This window comes from Xanthomonas sp. NCPPB 3005 (assembly GCF_041228095.2).
GTDB classification, from domain to species: Bacteria; Pseudomonadota; Gammaproteobacteria; order Xanthomonadales; family Xanthomonadaceae; genus Xanthomonas_A; species Xanthomonas_A bonasiae.
In genome coordinates, this window is the sequence record NZ_CP166096.2 from 4,717,012 (window position 1) to 4,736,547 (window position 19,536).

Consider the following 19,536-nt stretch of genomic DNA (forward strand, 5'->3'; position numbering starts at 1 on the left):
AACGAGCAGAGGTGCCGAAAGAGGAGCTTTCGGCGCGCCACCCGGGTCCTGCAAGAGAGCCGGGCGCCGCGACCGACCATCGCCGATTACGGCCCGGCCTTCGGCGTCACCCGCCAGATCACGTTGCCGACATCGTCGGCCACCAGCAACGCGCCAGGCTTGTCCACCGCCACCCCGACCGGACGGCCCTGGGCCTTGCCTTCGGCATCGAGGAAGCCGGTCAGCACGTCCTGCGCCTTGCCGCTGGGCTTGCCGTTGGCGAAGGGCACATAGATCACCTTGTACCCGGACGGCGGATCGCGGTTCCAGGAGCCGTGCTGGCCGATGAAGGCACCGCCCTGATACGCCTGCGGCAGCAGCGCGCCTTCGTAGAAGGTCAGGCCCAGCGAGGCGGTATGCGCGCCCAGCGCGTAGTCGGGCTTGATCGCGCTGGCCACCATCTCCGCGTTCTGCGGCTGCACGCGTTCGTCCACGTGCTGGCCGTAGTAGCTGTACGGCCAGCCGTAGAAGCCGCCTTCGCGCACCGAAGTCAGGTAGTCGGGCACCAGATCGCTGCCGATCTCGTCGCGCTCGTTGACCACCACCCACAACGTGTCCGCACCGGGCTGCCAGGCCAGGCCCACCGGATTGCGCAGGCCGCTGGCGAACACCCGGGTGGCGCCGCTCTGCGCATCCACTTCCAGGATCGCGGCACGATTGAGCTCGGCGTCCATGCCGTTCTCGGCGACGTTGCTGTTGGACCCCACGCCGACATACAGCTTCTTGCCGTCGCGGCTGGCCAGCAGGCTCTTGGTCCAGTGATGGTTGATGCCGCCCGGCAGGTTGGCGACGAAGCTCGGCGGTGCGCTGATCTGGGTGTCGCCGTCCTTGTACGGGAAACTGACCAGCGCGTCGGCATTGGCGACGTACAGGCGGTCGCCGACCAGGGCGATGCCGAACGGCGAATACAGCCCCTTGAGGAATTGCGTGCGCACCTCCGCCACGCCGTCGCCATCGGCGTCGCGCAGCAAGGTGATGCGGTTGGCGCTGGGCACGGTGGAACCGGCCTTGGCCATCATCGCGCCCTGGATCTTGTCGCGCAGGCCGCTGCTCTCTTTTTCCGGCGCGGGCGGCGCGGCGGTCTCGGCCACCAGCACGTCGCCGTTGGGCAGCACGTACAGCCAGCGCGGGTGGTCCAGGTCGCGGGCGAAGGCCTGCACCGCCAGGCCGGCGGCCGGCACCGGCGCGGCGCCATCGGCCCAGCGCTTGACCTCGGCGACCTTCACCGTGGGAATCATGCGCTTGACCGGATCGGGCAACACCGGATCGGGCCCCATCCCCTCCTCGATGGAATGCTTGGCGGTATCGCCACAAGCGCTCAACGCGGCAGCGGACAGGAGACACAGTGCCCAACGGGCCGGGGACGAGGGAAGGCGCATCGCTGCTCAACTCTCCAGGGTGGCGACAGGACCACCGATGATGCACAGCACGCGCTCGGCAAACGTGAAATAGATGTCAATTGCGGCGACGCGCGGGCATACCGCGGTCACGATGCGGGTGCCAACGGCTGCACTTCGCGGATCCGGTCCAGCCAGATGTAGTGCTGCTGCGCAGGATCCAGCAGATCGTCCAGCCGCAGCACGCCGTTGATGCCCTCGTGTTCGTGGTGGTCGCGAAAGGTCTGCAAGGTGGGCCGCACCGAGACCGTGCCGCTGACCTGGGTGCCGTCGTCCAGCAGCACCAGGACCTGCGCCTGTTCCGGCAAGTGCGGCAACCATGCCTGCAGCGCGGCGATGGTTTCCGGATCGGTGTGCACCGCGTCGGCGTATTTGCTCATGCGTCTCTCCAGCGAGGGAAACCGGGAACGCTAGCGGCCATGGCGTGAATGCCCGGGAAAAACGCCGGAGCTACCCCTGCCGCGCGAAACGCACCGCGGACACCAACTGCGCCACGCTGTACGGCTTGGCCAGATGCTCCTGGAAACCGGACTGCAAGGCGCGCTGCCGATCGTCGTCGCGCGCCAGCGCGGTCACCGCCACCGCCGGCAACTCGGCCGCCTGCAGGCCCATGTTCTCGCGGATCGTGCGGATCAGGCCGTAGCCGTCCATGCCAGGCATGCCGATATCGGTGACCATCACGTCGATGCGGGCGTGGCCGCCATCGTCGAGCACCGCCAGCGCCTCGCTGGCGGAACCGGCCGCGACCACTTCGGCGCCCTGCTCCTCGAGCAGCCGCCGCAGGTATTCGAGCATGTCCGGCTGGTCTTCCACCGCCAACAGGCGCATGCCCTTCAGCGCGTACGCCTCCACCACCTGCTCGGCCATCGCGAAGGCGCGCACCTCGCGCAGCGGCCGCTTGCCCGGCGTATTGCGGTGCAATGGCAGGCGCACGGTGAACACCGAACCGCAGCCGCGGCCGTCGCTGGCGGCGCTGACCTGGCCGCCATGCATTTCCACCAGCTGCTGCACGATCGCCAGGCCCAGGCCGAGCCCGCCGTGCAGACGCGTGGTGGTGCCATCGGCCTGGCGGAACCGGCCGAACAGGTGCGGCAGGAAGTCCGGCGGAATGCCGTCGCCGGAATCGCGCACTGCCACCGTCACGTGCTCGCCATCGGCATCGAGGTCGATCACCAGCTCGATCCGCCCATGCGCCGGGGTGAACTTGATCGCGTTCGACAACAGGTTCCAGAACACCTGCTGCAGGCGCGTGGCATCGCCCAGCACCAGGCACGGCTGCGGCGGCTCGCGCAGGCTCAGCGCCTGGTCCTTGCCTTCGGCCACCGGCTCCTGCGCGCGCAGCGCCTCGCGCACCTGTTCGGTCAGGTCCAGCGTCTCGATTTCCAGCTGCACCTTGCCCAGCAGCATGCTGCTGAGATCGAGCATGTCCGAGATCAGCCGCTGTTGCGCGCGCGCGCTGCTGGCGATCACCGACAGGCCCTTGCTGCTCGGATCGCCCGGCGGCAGCCGTTGCAGCAGCAGGTCGCTCCAGCCAAGGATCGTGGTCAGCGGGGTACGCAGCTCGTGCGACAGCGTGGCCAGGAATTCGTCCTTCAGCCGCGCCATGCTCTCGGCGGCGTTGCGCGCGCTGCGCTCCGATTCCAGCAGCTGTTCGCGGGCCAGTTCGATGTCGCGGCGCTCGGTGACGTCCGGGCTGCTGCCGGCCAGGCCGATGAACTCGCCCTCGGCCGAATAGCGCGGCACTGCGGTCATTTCCACCCAGCGCCAGGCGCCGTCGTGGCGGCGCGCCCGCACCAGCGCGCGCAGGTTGCGCTGTTCTTCCAGCGCGCTGCGCAGTTCGAAGGCGAACACGCCGGCGTCCTGCGGATGCAGCACGTCGCCCCAACCCGGCTGCGCGTCGTCGGCCTGCAGGTCGATGCCGAAGAATTCGGCGTAGGCGGTATTGGTGAAGCGCAACTGGCCGGTGGCGTCCAGCACCCAGACCGGCATCGGCAGGCCCTCGGCGAGCGCGCTGAAGCGCGCCTCGCTCTCGGCCAGGTCGCGCTCCACGCGCTTGCGTTCGGTGATGTCGAGGAACTGCACGGCGACCAGGCACTGTTCCGGCGCACCGATGCGGAACGCATCCACCGCCCACCAGCGGCCCAGCGCGGATGCGTAGTTCTCGAACTTGGTCGAGCGCCCGCTCAGCGCGACCTCGCCGTACGCGCGGAACCAGTGTTCCTCGTGAGTCGGCGACAGCTCGCGCATGCGCCGACCGATCACGTCGCGCATGCCGGTCTCGCGCTCGAACGCCAGATTGACCTCCAGGAACACGTAATCGACGGCGCGTCGGGCTTCGTCGAACAGCACCTGCACCACGCAGAAACCGGAGTCGATCTTGTCGAAGATCTCGCGGTAGTGCAGGCCCGACGCCTGCGTGCGCGACGTGGAGGAAGATTCGGTGCTGACATGCATGAGGGAGTTTGCTCTGGAGACGGCCTGCGGTGGCAGAGGCGACGACGCGCTCCGCGCCTGCGGCGCGATGACGATGGCTCAGGACCGGAAAATGCTCAGCCCGGAACAGCGCGACTGACCCTGCATCTTGTTAAGCCGCTCCGCTGCCGTCAAGCCGGCCAGGCTGGCCGGTGCTGCAGCCGCACCGGGTCACCAGAGAAAAGCGACGACCAGCACGATCCCCAGCAGGGACAGCGCGATACCGGCGATGACGCCCCATTGGGTCAGCCGCGCGCTGCGCAGCGCCTGCTCTTCCAGCCAGCGTTCGGCCTCCTGCCGCCACGACGGCGGTGGCGACTGATCCAGCATCTGCTGCACCCGCACCACCCCCAGTTCGCGGCATTGCTGCCGGCACTGTTCGGGCGCGGCGACGTCGTCGGGCGCGATTGCATAGGACATGCGCGGTCTCCTTGTCTCTCTAGCCCAGCGTGAAACGCGGGCTGTCGCTGGCCAGTTCGTGCTCTACCGCCATCCGCGCCAGGCGCGTGTAGTTCGCGCGCGGGCCGGCGCCGCGGCCCACGATCAGGCCCAGGTATTCCAGGCCGGTCCAGACCCGCGCCTTCCACTCGACCCCGCTCTCGGCCAGGACCAGGGTCAGCGAATAGCGGAACGCCTGCCCCTGCGGACTGCGGTAGGCATAGATAGGCGGAAACTGCACCGCCACGTCCTGCTGCTCGCCCAGCGAGGCCAGGTAGCGGCGCAGTTCCTGACGCACGTCTTCGCCCGGGTTCAGGCGCAGGTGGCGCGCGGCCGCGTCCAGGTCGGCCTGCTGATCGACGAAACTGGCCGCACCGCTCGCCGGGCTGTGCCCATGCCGCTTGGCCCAGTCGATGAACTGCAGACGGACGTCCGACGCTGCGTGGGCCTGGTGGAACAGCGGCATCTTCATGCGATCGATCCCCGAATCGTGTTCATGTGTAAGTGTGCGGATGGTCGCGCGGGCGGCGTGAAGCACGCGGCGACGCAGCGTGAACCGCACGTCACATGCCAGGGCCCATGAACCGGCGGAGAACGATGGCGGCCGGCGGGCGCGGCGCGATTGCGGCGGCGCCCGCGCAGGCACACACTGGCGGGGCCGTTTCCGTGGAGATCCGCGATGAAGATCCGATATGCCTGGACGGCGCTGGCCCTGGCCTGCCTGGTGGCGGGCGGCGCCTCCGCCGAAGTCCGCAACGTCACCGATCCGCAGGCCGCGCGCAGCACCGAGGGCGACAGCCCGGTGCAGGTGCGCTGGACAGACCCCGCCGCCTTCAGCGAACTGCGCTACAGCCGCAATCGCTGGGAAGCGCAACGCGGCGACTGGGTGCGCGACCTGGCCGATTACCTGCAGCAGCGCGCCAGCAAGCAACTGGCGCCCGGCCAGCGGCTGGAGGTGGAGCTGACCGACATCAAGCGCGCCGGCGACTACGAGTCCTGGCACGGCCCGCAATGGAACGATGTGCGGGTGATGCGCGACATCTACCCGCCGCGGATCAGCCTGACGTTCACCCTGTACGGCGCCGATGGACAGGTGCTGGAGCAGGGCGAGCGCAAGCTGCTCGACAGCAGCTACCTGATGAACAGTTCGATCGGCCTGAATACCGACCCGCTGCGCTACGAGAAGCGGATGCTCGACGACTGGCTGCGTCGCCAGTTCCGCGACAAGGCGGCGGTGGCCGAGCGCTGAGCGGGTGGCGTGTCTTCGGGTGCCTGTCTGTCGCGGCTGAAGCCGCTCCTACAAGGCGCTCGCGGTGAGGGTGCTGGATGCACGCAGGAGGGGCTTCAGCCCCGACGGTATCCGACGCCGAAGGCCTGTCGCTTCGCTTGTCGCGGCTAAAGCCGCTCCTACAAGGCGCGGCGCCGGTCAGGCGCCGGCGGCCGCTCAGCCGTCCAGGTACTGCCGCGGCGCGCGCTTGAGTCCGCACAGCAGGCGGTAGGCGCTGGAGCTGCAGCGCGCCGCCAGGGTGTCGATGCGCGGCTGCGCGCCCCACAGTTGCACCTCGCTGCCGAGCCCGGCCTGCGGGTGCTCGGTGAGGTCCACGGTCAGCATGTCCATCGACACCCGCCCGATCAGCGCGCCGGGCGCCCCGTCGATCAGCACCGGGGTGCCGTTCGGCGCGAACTGCGGATAGCCGTCGGCATAGCCGATCGCCACCACGCCGACCCGGGTCGGCCGCGGCGCGACGAAACGCGCGCCGTAGCCCACCGGCTCGCCGACCGCCAGCTCGCGTACCGCGATCACCTTGGACTGCAGGGTCATCACCGGGCGCAGCTCGCCCGGCAGCTCGGCGCCGGCGGCGAACGGGTCGGCGCCGTACAGCATCAGCCCGGGCCGGCCCCAGTCGCTGTGCAGTTGCGGCCAGCCCAGCAGGCCCGGCGAATTGCACAGGCTGGTCTCGCCGGCCAGGCCGGCGGTGGCCTGGCGGAACACCTCGGCCTGCTCCAGGGTGCGCGCGCTGTCCAGTTCGTCGGCGCGCGCGAAATGGCTCATCAGCACCAGCCGCTCGACCTGCGGCAGCGCGCTCAGCCGCGCATGCGCAGCACGGAATTCGTCGGGCGCCAGGCCCAGCCTGTGCATGCCGCTGTCCAGCTTCAGCCACAGGCACAGCGGTTGCGGCGCGGCATAGGCGGCGATCGCCTCCACCTGCCACGGCGAGGCCACCGCGCACCACAGCCGGTGTTCGGCGATCAGCGGCAGTTCGTCGGCGTCGAAGAAGCCTTCCAGCAGCAGGATCGGCGCGGCGATGCCGGCCTGGCGCAGCTCCAGCGCCTCCTCGATGCAGGCCACCGCGAAGCCGTCGGCCTCCGCTTCCAGCGCGCGCGCGCAGGCCACCGCGCCGTGCCCGTAGGCATCGGCCTTGACCACCGCCAGCGCCTTGCCGCCGCCCAGTCGCCGGGCCAGGCGGTAGTTGTGGCGCAGCGCCTGCAGATCGATCAACGCACGGGCTGGGCGCACGAACTTGCCTCTGCGACGGGCGCCGAGGCGCCACGCGAATAACGGAAAATGTCCAGGCCCTCGCCGCTGATCTGCGGCCGGCGCTGGGCGATCAGGTCGGCCAGGTAGCGACCGGAGCCGCAGGCCATGGTCCAGCCGAGGGTGCCGTGGCCGGTGTTGAGGAACAGGTTGCGGTAGCCGGTGGCGCCGACCACCGGGGTGCCGTCGGGCGTGGCCGGGCGCAGCCCGGTCCAGAATTCGGCGCGGGCCAGATCGCCGCCGCGCGGGTACAGGTCGTTCACTACGTTTTCCAGGGTGGCGCGGCGCCGCGCCGGCAGCGACAGGTCGAAGCCGGCCAGTTCGGCCATGCCGCCGACGCGGATGCGCTGGTCGAAGCGGGTGATCGCTACTTTGTAGGTTTCGTCGAGGATCGTGGACATCGGGGCCAGCGCCGCGTCGCGGATCGGCAACGTCAGCGAATAGCCCTTCAACGGATACACCGGCAGGCGGATGCCCAGCGGCGCGAGCAGCTGCGGAGAATAGCTGCCCAGGGCGACCACGTAGCGATCGGCGCGCTCCAGGCGGCCGCCGATGCGCACGCCGTCGAGGCGGTCGCCCTCGGCATGCAGGCCGTCGATCGTCTCGCCGTAGCGGAACTGCACGCCGGCCGCGGCGGCCAGCGCGGCCAGGCGCTGGGTGAACAGGCGGCAATCGCCGGTCTGGTCGTTGGGCAGGCGCAGCGCGCCGACCAGGGTGGCCGGGGCGCTGGCCAGCGCCGGCTCGATCCGGGCGATGCCGGCGCGGTCGAGCAGTTCGTAGGGCACGCCGTACTCGCGCAGCACCTCGATGTCCTTGGCCGCGCCGTCCAGCTGCGCCTGGGTGCGGAATAGCTGGGTGGTGCCGAGCTGGCGGCCTTCGTAGGCGATGCCGGTGTCGGCGCGCAGCTGGTCCAGGCAGTCGCGGCTGTACTCGGACAGCCGCACCATGCGCGCCTTGTTGATCGCATAGCGCTCGGCGGTGCAGTTGCGCAGCATCTGCGCCAGCCACAGGTACTGGCGGATGTCGCCGGTGGGGGTGATGGCCAGCGGCGCGTGGCGCTGGAACAACCATTTCAGCGCCTTCAGCGGCACCCCGGGCGCGGCCCACGGCGAGGCGTAGCCGGGCGACACCTGGCCGGCGTTGGCATAGCTGGTCTCCAGCGCGGCCGCGGGCTGGCGATCGACCACCGTCACCTCGCATCCGCTGCGCGCCAGATACCACGCCGTGGCCGTGCCGATCACACCGCTGCCGAGAACCAGAACCCGCATGCGCTTACCTCTGTCGGATCAAATCCCTGGCTGAATGGCGCCACGGATGGGTTTAGGCGCAGTATATGGAGCGCAAGCCAGGATTTTCCGCTGATTTTCGAATACCAAGCAGGGCAATCCCCTGCCCCAGCCCACCGAGACCCGCGCCATGGCCGCACGCGCCCGCGAACTGGACAAGATCGACCGCAAGATCCTGCGCATTCTGCAGCAGGAAGGGCGTATTTCCTTCACCGAACTGGGCGAGCGGGTCGGCCTGTCGACCACGCCGTGCACCGAGCGGGTGCGCCGGCTGGAACGCGATGGCGCCATCACCGGCTACTACGCGCGGCTGGACCCGCACTTCCTCAAGGCCAGCCTGCTGGTGTTCGTGGAGATCAGCCTGGCCTACAAGTCCGGCGACATCTTCGAGGAGTTCCGCCGCGCTGCGCTGAAGCTGCCCAATGTGCTGGAGTGCCACCTCGTCTCCGGCGACTTCGACTACCTGCTCAAGGCGCGGATCAGCGAGATGGCCTCGTACCGCAAGCTGCTCGGCAGCACCCTGCTGACCCTGCCTCACGTGCGCGAGTCCAAGAGCTACATCGTGATGGAAGAAGTGAAGGAGACGCTGAGCCTGCCGATCGCCGACTGAGCGCAAGCCCCTCTCCTGCCGGCGACCGAATGAAGTCCCGTGGGAGAGAGGGGGTTGGGTGAGGGTGCGGCGCGAAGCGGCTCGCGGCATTTGGGTGCACGAGGCTGCGCCCGTACCCTCATCCGCCCCTTCGGGGCACCTTCTCCCGACGGGAGAAGGGAGCAGCCCTAGCCCCTCTCCCATCGGGAGAGGGGTTGGGGTGAGGGTACGGCGCGAAGCGTCTCGCGGAGTTTGGGGGCAAGAGGCTTCGCCCTTACCCGCATCCGCCCCATCGGGGCACCTACCCCGGAAAAGGGGGCCATGGTCCCGAGGAGAGAAGGGAGTGGGCGCATGCCGCAGCGGCCTGCGCGACGGACGCGCTTACGCCAGCAGCTTTTCCAGCTCGTCGCGCGAGGTGTGCGCGTGGTTCTTGGCGAGCTCCGACACCACCCGCTTCTGGACTTCCTTGTGCAGCAGCGGCCGCAGCTGGCCCAGGGTCTGCGGGTCGGCGACCAGCACCAGGTGCTCGAAGTCGCTGCGCAGCGCGCTCTGGTACAGGCGCTCGGCCAGCTGGCGGACGAAGCCGGCCTCGTCCATGGTCATCGGCCGGTCGCCGTCTTCGACGCCCTCGATCGGCGTGGGCGTCAGCACTTCGGTCTGCTCCAGCAGCGAGGTCTGGCCGGCCAGATTGGTGCGGAACAGGCGTGCGCTGACGCGATCGGCGACGACCACCAGGGTGTTGTCGGGAAGCTTGCTCATCGGTTCTCCTAGCGAAGGTACGGCGCAGGCAGCGGGAGCGCCTGCGTCGGGCCAGTCTAGGAAGCGGTTCGTGAGGATCGCGACCACGGACCGTTGCCGCGCTTTCACGCCACGGCCATGCCGGCCGCCGATCGGCGCCTACTCGTCGATGCGCTGGCCGTCGCCGCTGGGCACGGTGCTGTAGTAGCGGCCGCTGCGCGTGTCCAGCACGCGGTTGGGGCCGACCTGCACCGCGCCGGGAATGAGGCGGCCGCCGCGGTCGTACAGCTTGACCGGGCGGCGGTCGGCGGCGGCATTGGCGCCGTCGGCGGGCGCCGGCTTGGCCTTGGCCGGCTTGTGCGCGGGCGACTGCGAGGACGTCGGGCGATCGTCCAGGCTGGACCGCACCGGCGCGGCCTTGGGCACCGGCGCCGATTCCAGCGCGGTCGACTGGCGGGTGGCGGTCGGCGACGACGGGGCCGGATTCAGGCTCTGCGCCGTCGCCAGCGCCGGTGCCAGCAACGCGATGGCCGCCAGGCGAATGAGGGAAGGATGCACAACCGCTCCGTAGCACCGTGATCGGAAACGCCGACGCTAGCGCAAGCGGGGCGCCACGTCGATGCCCCGCCGCTGCGGCTTGATCGCGGCGCCGCCGCCCTCATCTTGTGCGCATCCTTCCGCGTCACAGGCCCCTGCCATGAGCCGATTCGACCTCACGCCTCCCACGTCCGCCGAACGCGAGCAGTTGATCGCCGGGCTCAACGACGAAGAGCGGCGGGTGCTGCTGCAGCACGGCACCGAGGCGCCGTTCTGCGGCGTGTTCCTGGACAACAAGCTGGAGGGCGTCTACAGCTGCCGGCTGTGCGGCCTGCCGTTGTTCCGTTCCAGCGCCAAGTTCGATTCGGGCACCGGCTGGCCCAGCTTCTTCGCGCCCTACCATCCGGCCCACGTGCGCGAGATCCGCGACACAAGCCACGGCATGATCCGCACCGAAATCGTCTGCGCACGCTGCGACAGCCATCTCGGCCACGTGTTCCCGGACGGCCCGCCGCCGAGCGGCGAGCGGCATTGCCTGAACTCGGTGTCGCTGCAATTCACCGAACAGGGTCAGGCGCTGCCGAACCCGTTGCAGCGCGGCGGCGGCGACACCGAACCGGCCTGACCGGCGACGGCCTGGCGCCGCGCGACGCGGAGGGGTCCCGGCATGGGTCCCCTCTTGGTTGTTTAGCGATCCTGCCGCGCAGCGCGCGCGGGCACGGATCCACACCGCACCGCACCCGGCCGCCGGCGCAGGCCTGCAGTCCGATGCGCTGCGCGTGCCATGGCACCGCGGCATAGCGGCGCAAACCGCATTCGCTGCGCCGCGCGAACGTGTGGCGCTGCCGATGCTCGGCTGTCCCCTGCGCGTGCATCGGGTCGACGCGGACAGCGCTGCGCGCCATGCCAAGGCCGAGGGCAACGTGTGCTGGAACCCTCCGCGCGATGCCGCCACGCTCAGCCTGTTCGAGCACGGCGATACGCTTGAGAGAATGCGCCAGGGCAGCGGCGCAGCCGACTGAAGCCAGGCGTCCACACGCCAGCGTACGCCGTCGCAGCGACGACAAACATGACGCCTTCAGATGCGTCTTCACGCAGGCGCGGCCGTGCCGCCGCCTTCAGAAAGCCGCCGCCGGGCCGAAATGGAGGTATCCCCGTTCACGGCTCGCAGGCTGCTTCCGCCATGCTCATCATTGTTGGCTTCCTTGTCGTCATCATCAGCGTGGTCGGCGGCTACGTGCTCTCGCACGGCAAGCTCGGCGCGCTGTGGCAGCCCTACGAACTGATGATCATCGGCGGCGCGGCGCTGGGTGCGTTCCTGGTCAGCACCCCCGGCAAGATCGTCAAGGCGACCTTCGTCGACATCGCCGGCGTGTTCAAGGGCCCGAGGTACAAGTCCGACGACTACCGGGCCACCCTGACCCTGATCTACGAACTGCTGAACAAGGCGCGGCGCGACGGCTTCATGGCGCTGGAAGATCACGTGGAGAAACCGGCCGAAAGCGCGATCTTCAGCAATTATCCGAAGGTGCTGGCCGACCACCACCTGCTCGACTTCATCACCGACTGCCTGCGCCTGATGATCGGCAGCAACATCGAGCCGCACGAACTGGAGCCACTGCTGGAACTGGAGCTGGAGAAGCACCACCACGAGGCGATGGCGCCGGCGCATGCGTTGAGCAAGGTCTCCGACGGCCTGCCCGGCTTCGGCATCGTCGCTGCGGTGCTGGGCATCGTCATCACCATGGGCTCGATCGGCGGCCCGATCGAGGAGATCGGCCACCACGTCGGCGCCGCGCTGGTCGGCACCTTCCTCGGCATCCTGCTGGCGTATGGCTTCGTCGCTCCGCTGGCGGCGGCGATGGAAGCGCGCGCCGAACAGGACAGCCGCATCTTCGAGTCGGTGAAGACCGCCCTGCTGGCCTGCCTGCGCGGCTACAACCCGAAGATCGCGCTGGAGTTCGCGCGCAAGACCCTGCCGAGCAACGTGCGGCCGAGCTTCTCGGACTTCGAGACGCACCTGAAGACGATCAAGTAGCGCTGCCGCCATGCCCGAAGCCAAAGCTACCGTCGTCATCCGCCGGGTCAAGAAGGTCCAGGGCGGCGGCCATCATGGCGGCGCCTGGAAGGTGGCGTTCGCCGACTTCGTGACCGCGATGATGGCGTTCTTCCTGGTGCTGTGGCTGGTCGCGGCCACCACCAAGGAACAGCGCATGGCGATCTCCGAATACTTCCGCAATCCCAGCCCGCTGGAGGGCAAGAGCCCGGCGCCGAGTCCGGGCATGGCCGGCCCCGGCGGCGCCAGCACCTCGATGATCAAGCTCGGCGGCAGCGCCGACATACAGCGCGGCAACAACAAGGATCCGTTCGGCAGCAAGAGCCTGGCGGGCGACACGGAAAGCAAGACGGCGCAACGCGAGAAGGAAAAGCAGCGGCTGGAAACGCTGATGCAGGACCTGAAGGAAGCGATCGACAAGAGCCAGGCGCTGGAGCCGTTCAAGGACCAGTTGTTGCTGGACCTGACCCCGGACGGCCTTCGCATCCAGATCGTGGACAAGGAGAACCGGCCGATGTTCGACATCGGCAGCGCGGTGCTCAAACCCTATACCCGCGACATCCTGCACGAGCTGTCCGGCTTCATCAACGAAGTGCCCAACCACATCAGCATCACCGGCCACACCGACGTCACCCAGTACAGCGGCAAGAACGGCTACAGCAACTGGGAGCTGAGCGCGGACCGCGCCAATGCGGCGCGGCGCGAACTGGTCGCCGGCGGCATGGGCGAGGACAAGGTCTCGCGCGTGGTCGGCCTGTCGTCCTCGGTGCTGTTCGACAAGCAGAATCCGGACAACCCGATCAACCGGCGCATCAGCATCGTGGTGATGACCAAGGACGCCGAGGATGCGGCGCTGGCCGGCAGCGATCACGCCGTGGCGCTGGGCCAGCGGCAGAACGATGCCGACACCAAGGTGCCGGACTTGAGCGCTGGCGGCGCTGCGTCGGCGCCGGCGCGGGCTACGACTGCGACTGCGGTTGCGGCGACGGTGCCAACCGCGACTCCGGTAGCGAATGCGGCGGCCCCGGCGGCAGGCATCGCCAAGCCGGCGACGGTGACGATCGCGCCGCCGCGCACCACCTCACCGGAGGCCGCGGCCGACGCCGCCCGCGAAGCGATCCGCGCGGTCAACAGCGTCACCGGCAACACGCCGCGCAGCAGTGCCGCGCCGTCGCCGGCAACGGCGACGGCCGCCGCCGAGAGTCCGGCGCAACGCTGACGCCGTTTCCTCTCGGGTTGTATCCGGCCTGCGCAGGCTCCGGCCACGGCCGGAACTGTCCCGATCAAGCCAGGTCGCGACCAACTCCTGAAAGAAGCTCGCGGCCATGGCGTCGCGGTTCCCGACTTCGCTCGTCGCGGCTGAAGCCGCTCCTACAAGGGCTCGCGGCCAACTGGCCGGGTGAATCGCAGGAGGGATTTCAACCCCGACGGATAGCCAGCGACGCGCCGCAGCGCTTCTCACTGCGGCAGCGGTTGCGCCACGCCCTGTGCGATCGCCTGGCGGGTGATCCGTTCGATGTCGCGTTGCAGCGTCGCGTTGGCGACCTGCTGGCGCTTTGCCAGCACCTCCTGTTGCCGGGCCAACACCTCCTGTTGCTCGGCCAATGCCGATTGGCGCGTTTCCAGGGCCGCCATCTGCTGCGCGAAGTCCGCATGCGCGGCATCGGTACGTGCCGCGGATCGGGCAGCGGCCTGGCCGCCGCTGGCGGCAAGCCGCGCCTGCTCGCTGGCGCGCCTGGCCTCCTCCATCGCCTGGCCTGCCTGGCCCTGTGCGATGGCGCCCTGTTGCCGGCCGATCTCGCCCTGGCGCGTGCCCAACCGCCCCTGCCGCTCGCCCAGCTCGCCCTGTTGCCGCCCCAGCGCTTCGACCGGCGCGTAGGCCGCCTTCAGCTGCTGGATCGTGGCCGCGTCGCGCACCACGTAGCGCTTGCCATCCCTGCGGATCCACCACAGCGTCTCGTCGCCGTGGCGCGCGCGCCGCGCCTCGCGCAGGTCGTCGCTGCTGCCGTACATGTTGGTGCTGGATTTTTCGAACAGCACCGATGCGTTGCGGCGATCGTCGGACAGGAGGGTGATGGTGGAAGTGTTCGTCAGCCGATGCGCGCCGGCCACGGGCGCGGGCGGCACCGGTGGCACCGGTGGCACCGGTGGCACGGGCGGAACAGGCGGCACTGCGGGCGACGCCGGCTCGGCCGGTTCGGCGATGTCGGTGGCGGCGTCCTGGGCGCTCGCCTGTGTGGACGCGATGGCGCCGGCCAGAACCAGCAGTGCGGCGCCGCGGCGCCAGAGTGGGGTGTTGGAGTGCAGCATGGCGGATCTCCTTGTGGGCATGGCGGATGGGCGAAGCGATGACCTGGGCCGTAGCGACCAGCGGCCCGAGCGGCGACACGAACGCGCGTCGCCGACTTCGGTACCGGATGCACCGCTGCCCTCGCTGTAAATCCGCCGCTCGCGAGCGGGCAGCGGTGACAGGACTGGATAGCTACAGCTGTAGTCAAACTAGTCATGCCTACAAATGTAGTCAAGCCTGCCGAAGGTCATGCCCGGCCGCCCCGCTTACAATGGCGGTCACTCCGCGAGCGAGACGAACGTGTCCAAGCAATCCAAAGCCAAGCGCGACAAGCGCAAGAAGCAGCAACCCAAGCGCGCCTTTGCCCGACTGGGCCGCGACCAGCCCATCGCCAACCACGCCGTGCTGCAGGACGAAAGTGGCCGCGTGCTGGCCGCGATCGGCCTGCAGGGCAACGAGTGGCTGCTGTCGGTCGGCGGCCAGACCATGGGCAACGCCGACAACCCGGTGCCGATGCTGGCGATGCTCAAGCATCTGGCCAACGTGCAGGAGCAGGAAGGCAAGACCATCACCCTGGACTATTCGACCCAGTTGCAGCAGATGATCGACGACCTTGCCGCCGACGAGGGCAAGACCGCGGCCGAGTACCTGGATGCGCTGGTCGCCGAGTTCGCCGAGAGCGATGGCGATGCGGACGCCGAAGAAGACGGCGTCGCCGAGGCGAGCGACGCTGCTGCCGAAGACGCGGATGCCGAGGCATCGGCGGGCAAGGCAAGCGACGCGGTGGCGACCACGGACGCCGACGCGGACGCGGACGCCGACGGCAAGCACAAGCCAGCCTGATCGGCGCGATGGCGGTCTACATCGACGATGCGGTGCATCCCTGGCGCGGCCAGCGCTGGGGACACCTGCTTGCCGATACGCTGGACGAACTGCATGCGATGGCGGCGCGGCTGGGCATTCCCCGCCGCGCCTTCCAGAACAAGCTCAGCGGCGCGCACTACGACGTGCCCGCCGCCTTGCGCGACGAAGCGATCCGGCTCGGCGCGGTGCCGGTGTCGCGGCACACCGATCGCGCACTGATGAAGGCGCTGATCCGCCAGGCCCGCGCGCAGGCGCGCGGCGAAGCCGATTGAACATGCATGGCGGCATCGGAGTACGGCGCATTGCGGTGGCGCGGGCTTGCGGATGCGTTGGGATGCCGCTCCCCGCAGCGGCCGGCGCGGTAACGGCCTGCGACTCCGCGCGTCGCGACTGAAGTCGCTCCCACAGGGAGCTGCGGATGCTCGCTGCTGCGATGCTTCGGATGCTTGGCTGGTGCGCTGCAGGAGGAGATTCGGCCCCGACACCCGACGATGCCGGCGCAGTTCCGGACTCCGTTCGTCGCGGCTGAAGCCGCTCCTACAGGGAGCTTGCAGCAAGTTGGCTGGATGCACTGTGGGAGGGGCCTTAGTCCCGACTGCATCCAAAGTCGGAACATCCACCGCTTCGCGCGTCGCGACTGAAGTCGCTCCCACAGGGAGCTGCGGATGCTCGCTGTTGCGATGCTTCGGATGCTTGGCTGGTGCGCTGCAGGAGGGGATTCGGCCCCGACACCCGACGATGCCGGTGCAGTTCCGGGCTCCGTTCGTCGCGGCTGAAGCCGCTCCTACAGGGAGCTTGCAGCAAGTTGACTGGGTGCGCTGTGGGAGGGACTTCAATCCCGACTGCATCCAAAGTCGGAACATCCACCGTTTCGCGCGTCGCGACTGAAGTCGCTCCCACAGGGAGCTGCGGATGCTCGCTGTTGCGATGCTTCGGATGCTTGGCTGGGGCGCTGCAGGAGGGGATTCAGCCCCGACACCCGACGATGCCGGCGCAGTTCCGGACTCCGTTCGTCGCGGCTGAAGCCGCTCCTACAGGGAGCTTGCAGCAAGCTGACGGGGTGCGCTGTGGGAGGGACTTCAGTCCCGACTGCATCCAAAGTCGGAACATCCACCGCTTCGCGCGTCGCGATTGCCGCGCCTAGAACGGGTCGCTGCCCGGGCGCAGGTCGATGCCCAGGATCGCCGCCAGGCGCTGCATGTCCTCGTCGTCGCGGCTGAGCGCCATCCAGCCGGCGCGGTCGTCGCCGCCGGTGTCCCAGCACCAGATGCTGTAGCCGTACTCGCGCAGGCGGTCGTAGGCCACCGCCAACAGCGAGGCGGTGTCGTGGGCGCCGAGGAAATCCTCGTCGTCGACGTCGCCGCCCCAGTCGAGGCGCAGGTTCCAGCGCGCGGCCAGTTCGTTGATCGCGCCGATCAGCGCTTCGCTATCGCCGCCGTCCACGTAGAAGCCGGAGGTCCAGTCGATGGCGTCCTTCAGCGTCCACAGCCAGCCGTCGCCGTCGCTCTCCACTTCGCCCGCCGCCTCGCGGTAGGCGTTGAACTGGCGCAGCGCGGTCTCGTCGTCGCCGGGATTGATCAGCAGCAGCAGGTTCCAGATCAGCCCCTGCTGGGTATCCGGATCGTCGTCGTCCGCGTCGCCGCTGAGGTCGTCGGGATCTTCGTAGTCGGCGCTGTTGTCGGGCATGGCGGCGGATCGGGCAGTGCGGGACGCGCAGTGTGACGCGCCGGGCGCGGCGACGGAAGCGCAGCGAAACTCGGCAGCGACGCCGCAGGCGTTTATCCTTCGCCCCCGGAAGACGGCGCCACCCGCCGTCAAGCGAACCCATGACGATGAGCGATACCCCTCCCGATCACCTGGCGATCAGCCCGCAGAGCCCGTTCCACGATGCCGAGGCGCTGGCGCGCGGCGTCGGCATCCGCTTCAACGGCGTGGAGCGCGACAACGTGGAGGAGTATTCGGTCAGCGAAGGCTGGATCCGCGTGCAGGTCGGCAAGGCGCGCGACCGCCGCGGCAATCCGATGACGATGAAGATCAAGGGCGCCGTGGAGGCGTACTACCTCGAGAGCAACTGACCGCGCGGGCGCGGCGAGCGCGCGGCATCGCGCGATGGCAGCTGCCCGCGTTGGCGATCGATGCACTCATGGTGGTCGTGGTCTGCCGCCCCCCCGGTCGTGTGCCGCAGTTCGTCTGGATTACGGTCGGGCTGGCGCGTCGCGTCCGCCTGCGCCGCAGGCCGGGTACGTAGTCACCGACCTATTCTGTCGCGGCTGAAGCCGCTCCTACACAGGGCGTGTCGCGTGGGGCTTCGGCCCCGGTAGTGGCCAGATCCGTCCTCGCGTTGCCTTTCCACCGCGCCGGATCGCGGCGGCTGCCCCGTGCACAAGCGTCGCAGCGGCAACGCGCGACGGCGCCGGCTCAGGACTTGAGCCGGTAACCGCTGCGGAAGATCGCCCAGACCACGAGCAGGCACAGCGCCAGGAACACCCCGGTCATGCTCGCGCTGACCGCGATGTGCACGTCGGCCTTGCCGAAGAACGCCCAGCGGAAGCCGCTGACCAGATACACCACCGGATTGAACCAGCTGATCTTCTGCCACAGCGGCGGCAGCATGCTGATCGAGTAGAAGCTGCCGCCGAGGAAGGTCAGCGGGGTCACCACCATCAGCGGGATCACCTGCAGCTTCTCGAAGCCGTCGGCCCAGATGCCGATGATGAAACCGAACAGGCTGAAGGTCAGCGCGGTCAGCACCAGGAAGCCGAACATCCACAGCGGATGCGCGATCTCGTAGGGCACGAACGCGCGCGCGGTGAGCAGGATCAGCAGGCCCAGCAGCACCGACTTGCTCGCCGCCGCGCCGACATAGCCGATCACCACCTCCCACCACGCCACCGGCGCCGACAGCACCTCGTAGATGGTGCCGGCCCAGCGCGGCATGTAGATGCCGAACGAGGCGTTGGACACGCTCTCGTTGAGCAGCGACAGCATCACCAGCCCGGGGATGATGTAGGCGCCGTAGCGGATCCCGTCGATGTCGCCCATGCGCGAGCCGATCGCCGCGCCGAACACCACGAAGTACAGCGAGGTCGACAGCACCGGCGAGGCGATCGACTGGGTCAACGTGCGAAAGGTGCGCGCCATCTCGAAACGGTAGATCGCGGCGATCGCATGCAGGTTCATGCGCGCGCCTCCGTGCGGCCGGCGGCCGGGCGCACCAGGTTGACGAAGATCTCCTCCAGCGAGCTTTCGCTGGAATGCAGGTCCTTGATCTCCACGCCCTGCTCTTCCAGTTGCCGCAGCAGGCTGCCGATGCCGGTCTGCTCGGCCTGCACGTCGTAGGTGTAGGTCAGCACGGCGCCGTCGGCGGACAGTTCCAGCGGCTGCGCCGCCAGCGCCGCGGGCAGCGCCGGCAGCGGCGCCTGCAGGGTCAGCGCCAGCTGCTTCTTGCCGAGCTTGCGCATCAGCGTGCGCTTGTCCTCCACCAGCACCAACTCGCCGCGGTTGATCACCCCGACGCGGTCGGCCATGTCCTCGGCTTCCTCGATGTAGTGCGTGGTCAGGATGATGGTGGTGCCCTGCTCGCGCAGGCGCCGTACCATCTGCCACATGTCGTGGCGCAGCTCCACGTCCACGCCGGCAGTGGGCTCGTCCAGGAACAGGATGCTCGGTTCGTGCGCCAGCGCCTTGGCGATCAGCACGCGCCGCTTCATGCCGCCGGACAGGGTGGAGATCTTGCTGTCGCGCTTGTCCCACAGCGACAGCTCGCGCAGCACCTGCTCCAGGTAGGCGGGATTCTTCGGCTTGCCGAACAGGCCGCGGCTGAAGCGCACCGTCGCCCACACCGTCTCGAACGCGTCGGTGGCCAGTTCCTGCGGCACCAGCCCGATCTTGGCGCGCGCGGCGCGGTAGTCGCGCACGATGTCGTGGCCGTCGGCCAGCGCGGTGCCGGAACTGGGATTGACCAGGCCGCAGACCACGCTGATCAGCGTGGTCTTGCCGGCGCCGTTGGGCCCGAGCAGGGCGAAGATCTCGCCGCGCTGGATGTCCAGGTCGATGCCTTTCAGCGCCTGGAAGCCGCCTTTGTAGGTCTTGGTGAGCTGCTGGATGGAAATGATCGGCGACACACGAACTCCTTGCGCAGCGGTCGGGCGCTGCGAACGCCGACAGGGTAGAGGTCCGCTACGCTCCGATAAACCGCGTTCAGCGGAAGCAGTCTCCCGCATGCGGGATAGTGGCGGGACTCGGGACTCGGGACTCGGGACTCGAAGAGCCTAGCAGCAACATCGTCACGAGC

22 protein-coding genes are annotated in these 19,536 nt (G+C 69.0%); 9 read left to right on the plus strand and 13 right to left on the minus strand.

Annotated features, from left to right (window positions below):
• Positions 1–86: 86 nt before the first annotated feature.
• The 5 genes from AB8810_RS20405 to AB8810_RS20425 form a co-directional block, all read right to left on the minus strand.
• Positions 87–1,418: a sorbosone dehydrogenase family protein gene (locus tag AB8810_RS20405; RefSeq protein WP_179568808.1), complete on the minus strand. Its 1,332-nt coding sequence runs from the start codon at positions 1,416–1,418 to the stop codon at positions 87–89.
• A gap of 107 nt (positions 1,419–1,525) precedes the next feature.
• On the minus strand, positions 1,526–1,816 hold the full coding sequence (locus tag AB8810_RS20410; protein ID WP_179568810.1) for a DUF3247 family protein: 291 nt from the start codon (positions 1,814–1,816) through the stop codon (positions 1,526–1,528).
• Positions 1,817–1,886: 70 nt separating this feature from the next.
• Entirely contained in the window at positions 1,887–3,890 is a 2,004-nt protein-coding gene (locus AB8810_RS20415) for an ATP-binding protein (RefSeq protein ID WP_191825367.1), read from the minus strand.
• Between the two features lie 189 nt (positions 3,891–4,079).
• Entirely contained in the window at positions 4,080–4,328 is a 249-nt protein-coding gene (locus AB8810_RS20420; RefSeq protein ID WP_369914701.1) for a hypothetical protein, read from the minus strand.
• A 19-nt stretch (positions 4,329–4,347) separates the two neighbouring features.
• Complete coding sequence (locus AB8810_RS20425; RefSeq protein ID WP_179568814.1) at positions 4,348–4,818, minus strand: hypothetical protein; 471 nt, start codon at positions 4,816–4,818, stop codon at positions 4,348–4,350.
• A gap of 207 nt (positions 4,819–5,025) precedes the next feature.
• Between AB8810_RS20425 and AB8810_RS20430 the strand changes: the two genes are divergently transcribed.
• On the plus strand, positions 5,026–5,595 hold the full coding sequence (locus AB8810_RS20430) for a DUF3016 domain-containing protein (RefSeq protein WP_179568816.1): 570 nt from the start codon (positions 5,026–5,028) through the stop codon (positions 5,593–5,595).
• A gap of 195 nt (positions 5,596–5,790) precedes the next feature.
• On the opposite strand, the gene alr is transcribed toward AB8810_RS20430, so the two are convergent.
• Complete coding sequence (alr, locus tag AB8810_RS20435; RefSeq protein ID WP_369914702.1) at positions 5,791–6,864, minus strand: alanine racemase; 1,074 nt, start codon at positions 6,862–6,864, stop codon at positions 5,791–5,793.
• The gene (locus AB8810_RS20440) at positions 6,843–8,150 is read right to left on the minus strand and encodes a D-amino acid dehydrogenase (RefSeq protein WP_191825364.1); all 1,308 of its coding nucleotides are present in this window, start codon (positions 8,148–8,150) and stop codon (positions 6,843–6,845) included. The genes alr and AB8810_RS20440 overlap by 22 nt, the downstream gene beginning before the upstream one ends.
• Before the next feature lie 148 nt (positions 8,151–8,298).
• On the opposite strand from AB8810_RS20440, the gene AB8810_RS20445 reads away from it, so the two are divergent.
• The gene (locus AB8810_RS20445; protein WP_179568821.1) at positions 8,299–8,778 is read left to right on the plus strand and encodes an Lrp/AsnC ligand binding domain-containing protein; all 480 of its coding nucleotides are present in this window, start codon (positions 8,299–8,301) and stop codon (positions 8,776–8,778) included.
• Between the two features lie 360 nt (positions 8,779–9,138).
• On the opposite strand, the gene AB8810_RS20450 is transcribed toward AB8810_RS20445, so the two are convergent.
• Together AB8810_RS20450 and AB8810_RS20455 are read right to left on the minus strand one after the other, a co-directional pair.
• Positions 9,139–9,516, minus strand: coding sequence for a host attachment protein (locus AB8810_RS20450; protein WP_179568823.1), 378 nt, complete (start codon positions 9,514–9,516; stop codon positions 9,139–9,141).
• A 138-nt stretch (positions 9,517–9,654) separates the two neighbouring features.
• Positions 9,655–10,053 carry a hypothetical protein gene (locus AB8810_RS20455; protein ID WP_369914703.1) on the minus strand — a complete coding sequence of 133 codons (399 nt, stop codon included), beginning with the start codon at positions 10,051–10,053 and terminating at the stop codon, positions 9,655–9,657.
• Positions 10,054–10,192: 139 nt separating this feature from the next.
• Between AB8810_RS20455 and msrB the strand changes: the two genes are divergently transcribed.
• The 4 genes from msrB (at position 10,193) to motB (ending at position 13,307) form a co-directional block, all read left to right on the plus strand.
• On the plus strand, positions 10,193–10,657 hold the full coding sequence (gene msrB / locus AB8810_RS20460) for a peptide-methionine (R)-S-oxide reductase MsrB (protein WP_206230447.1): 465 nt from the start codon (positions 10,193–10,195) through the stop codon (positions 10,655–10,657).
• 223 nt (positions 10,658–10,880) lie between these two features.
• Positions 10,881–11,054: a hypothetical protein gene (locus AB8810_RS20465; protein WP_369914704.1), complete on the plus strand. Its 174-nt coding sequence runs from the start codon at positions 10,881–10,883 to the stop codon at positions 11,052–11,054.
• Between the two features lie 161 nt (positions 11,055–11,215).
• Complete coding sequence (gene motA, locus AB8810_RS20470; protein ID WP_206230446.1) at positions 11,216–12,070, plus strand: flagellar motor stator protein MotA; 855 nt, start codon at positions 11,216–11,218, stop codon at positions 12,068–12,070.
• A gap of 10 nt (positions 12,071–12,080) precedes the next feature.
• Entirely contained in the window at positions 12,081–13,307 is a 1,227-nt protein-coding gene (gene motB / locus AB8810_RS20475) for a flagellar motor protein MotB (protein WP_369914705.1), read from the plus strand.
• A gap of 239 nt (positions 13,308–13,546) precedes the next feature.
• Here the strand turns inward: motB and AB8810_RS20480 are convergent, their stop codons facing one another.
• Positions 13,547–14,398 (minus strand): hypothetical protein, encoded by an 852-nt coding sequence (locus AB8810_RS20480; protein ID WP_369914706.1) that lies wholly within the window; start codon positions 14,396–14,398, stop codon positions 13,547–13,549.
• A gap of 280 nt (positions 14,399–14,678) precedes the next feature.
• Between AB8810_RS20480 and AB8810_RS20485 the strand changes: the two genes are divergently transcribed.
• The gene (locus AB8810_RS20485; RefSeq protein WP_191825359.1) at positions 14,679–15,221 is read left to right on the plus strand and encodes a hypothetical protein; all 543 of its coding nucleotides are present in this window, start codon (positions 14,679–14,681) and stop codon (positions 15,219–15,221) included.
• Positions 15,222–15,229: 8 nt separating this feature from the next.
• Positions 15,230–15,514, plus strand: a complete 285-nt coding sequence (locus AB8810_RS20490; protein ID WP_145705080.1) for a DUF4031 domain-containing protein — start codon at positions 15,230–15,232, stop codon at positions 15,512–15,514.
• An 868-nt stretch (positions 15,515–16,382) separates the two neighbouring features.
• On the opposite strand, the gene AB8810_RS20495 is transcribed toward AB8810_RS20490, so the two are convergent.
• Positions 16,383–16,928 carry a hypothetical protein gene (locus tag AB8810_RS20495; protein ID WP_206230441.1) on the minus strand — a complete coding sequence of 182 codons (546 nt, stop codon included), beginning with the start codon at positions 16,926–16,928 and terminating at the stop codon, positions 16,383–16,385.
• 146 nt (positions 16,929–17,074) lie between these two features.
• On the opposite strand from AB8810_RS20495, the gene AB8810_RS20500 reads away from it, so the two are divergent.
• Positions 17,075–17,317, plus strand: coding sequence for a DUF3297 family protein (locus tag AB8810_RS20500; RefSeq protein WP_179568840.1), 243 nt, complete (start codon positions 17,075–17,077; stop codon positions 17,315–17,317).
• Positions 17,318–17,660: 343 nt separating this feature from the next.
• Here the strand turns inward: AB8810_RS20500 and AB8810_RS20505 are convergent, their stop codons facing one another.
• Both AB8810_RS20505 and AB8810_RS20510 read right to left on the minus strand, forming a co-directional pair.
• Positions 17,661–18,422 (minus strand): ABC transporter permease, encoded by a 762-nt coding sequence (locus AB8810_RS20505; protein WP_179568842.1) that lies wholly within the window; start codon positions 18,420–18,422, stop codon positions 17,661–17,663.
• Entirely contained in the window at positions 18,419–19,366 is a 948-nt protein-coding gene (locus AB8810_RS20510; protein WP_369914707.1) for an ABC transporter ATP-binding protein, read from the minus strand. The genes AB8810_RS20505 and AB8810_RS20510 overlap by 4 nt, the downstream gene beginning before the upstream one ends.
• Positions 19,367–19,536: the final 170 nt, after the last annotated feature.

Excerpts from the sequence above, each read along its gene's own strand:
- AB8810_RS20405 (WP_179568808.1), bottom strand. The coding sequence starts at position 1,418 with ATGCGCCTTCCCTCGTCCCCGGCCCGTTGGGCACTGTGTCTCCTGTCC.
- AB8810_RS20410 (WP_179568810.1), bottom strand. The coding sequence starts at position 1,816 with ATGAGCAAATACGCCGACGCGGTGCACACCGATCCGGAAACCATCGCC.
- AB8810_RS20415 (WP_191825367.1), bottom strand. The coding sequence starts at position 3,890 with ATGCATGTCAGCACCGAATCTTCCTCCACGTCGCGCACGCAGGCGTCG.
- AB8810_RS20420 (WP_369914701.1), bottom strand. The coding sequence starts at position 4,328 with ATGTCCTATGCAATCGCGCCCGACGACGTCGCCGCGCCCGAACAGTGC.
- AB8810_RS20425 (WP_179568814.1), bottom strand. The coding sequence starts at position 4,818 with ATGAAGATGCCGCTGTTCCACCAGGCCCACGCAGCGTCGGACGTCCGT.
- AB8810_RS20430 (WP_179568816.1), top strand. The coding sequence starts at position 5,026 with ATGAAGATCCGATATGCCTGGACGGCGCTGGCCCTGGCCTGCCTGGTG.
- AB8810_RS20440 (WP_191825364.1), bottom strand. The coding sequence starts at position 8,150 with ATGCGGGTTCTGGTTCTCGGCAGCGGTGTGATCGGCACGGCCACGGCG.
- AB8810_RS20445 (WP_179568821.1), top strand. The coding sequence starts at position 8,299 with ATGGCCGCACGCGCCCGCGAACTGGACAAGATCGACCGCAAGATCCTG.
- AB8810_RS20450 (WP_179568823.1), bottom strand. The coding sequence starts at position 9,516 with ATGAGCAAGCTTCCCGACAACACCCTGGTGGTCGTCGCCGATCGCGTC.
- msrB (WP_206230447.1), top strand. The coding sequence starts at position 10,193 with ATGAGCCGATTCGACCTCACGCCTCCCACGTCCGCCGAACGCGAGCAG.
- AB8810_RS20465 (WP_369914704.1), top strand. The coding sequence starts at position 10,881 with ATGCTCGGCTGTCCCCTGCGCGTGCATCGGGTCGACGCGGACAGCGCT.
- motA (WP_206230446.1), top strand. The coding sequence starts at position 11,216 with ATGCTCATCATTGTTGGCTTCCTTGTCGTCATCATCAGCGTGGTCGGC.
- motB (WP_369914705.1), top strand. The coding sequence starts at position 12,081 with ATGCCCGAAGCCAAAGCTACCGTCGTCATCCGCCGGGTCAAGAAGGTC.
- AB8810_RS20480 (WP_369914706.1), bottom strand. The coding sequence starts at position 14,398 with ATGCTGCACTCCAACACCCCACTCTGGCGCCGCGGCGCCGCACTGCTG.
- AB8810_RS20490 (WP_145705080.1), top strand. The coding sequence starts at position 15,230 with ATGGCGGTCTACATCGACGATGCGGTGCATCCCTGGCGCGGCCAGCGC.
- AB8810_RS20495 (WP_206230441.1), bottom strand. The coding sequence starts at position 16,928 with ATGCCCGACAACAGCGCCGACTACGAAGATCCCGACGACCTCAGCGGC.
- AB8810_RS20500 (WP_179568840.1), top strand. The coding sequence starts at position 17,075 with ATGAGCGATACCCCTCCCGATCACCTGGCGATCAGCCCGCAGAGCCCG.
- AB8810_RS20505 (WP_179568842.1), bottom strand. The coding sequence starts at position 18,422 with ATGAACCTGCATGCGATCGCCGCGATCTACCGTTTCGAGATGGCGCGC.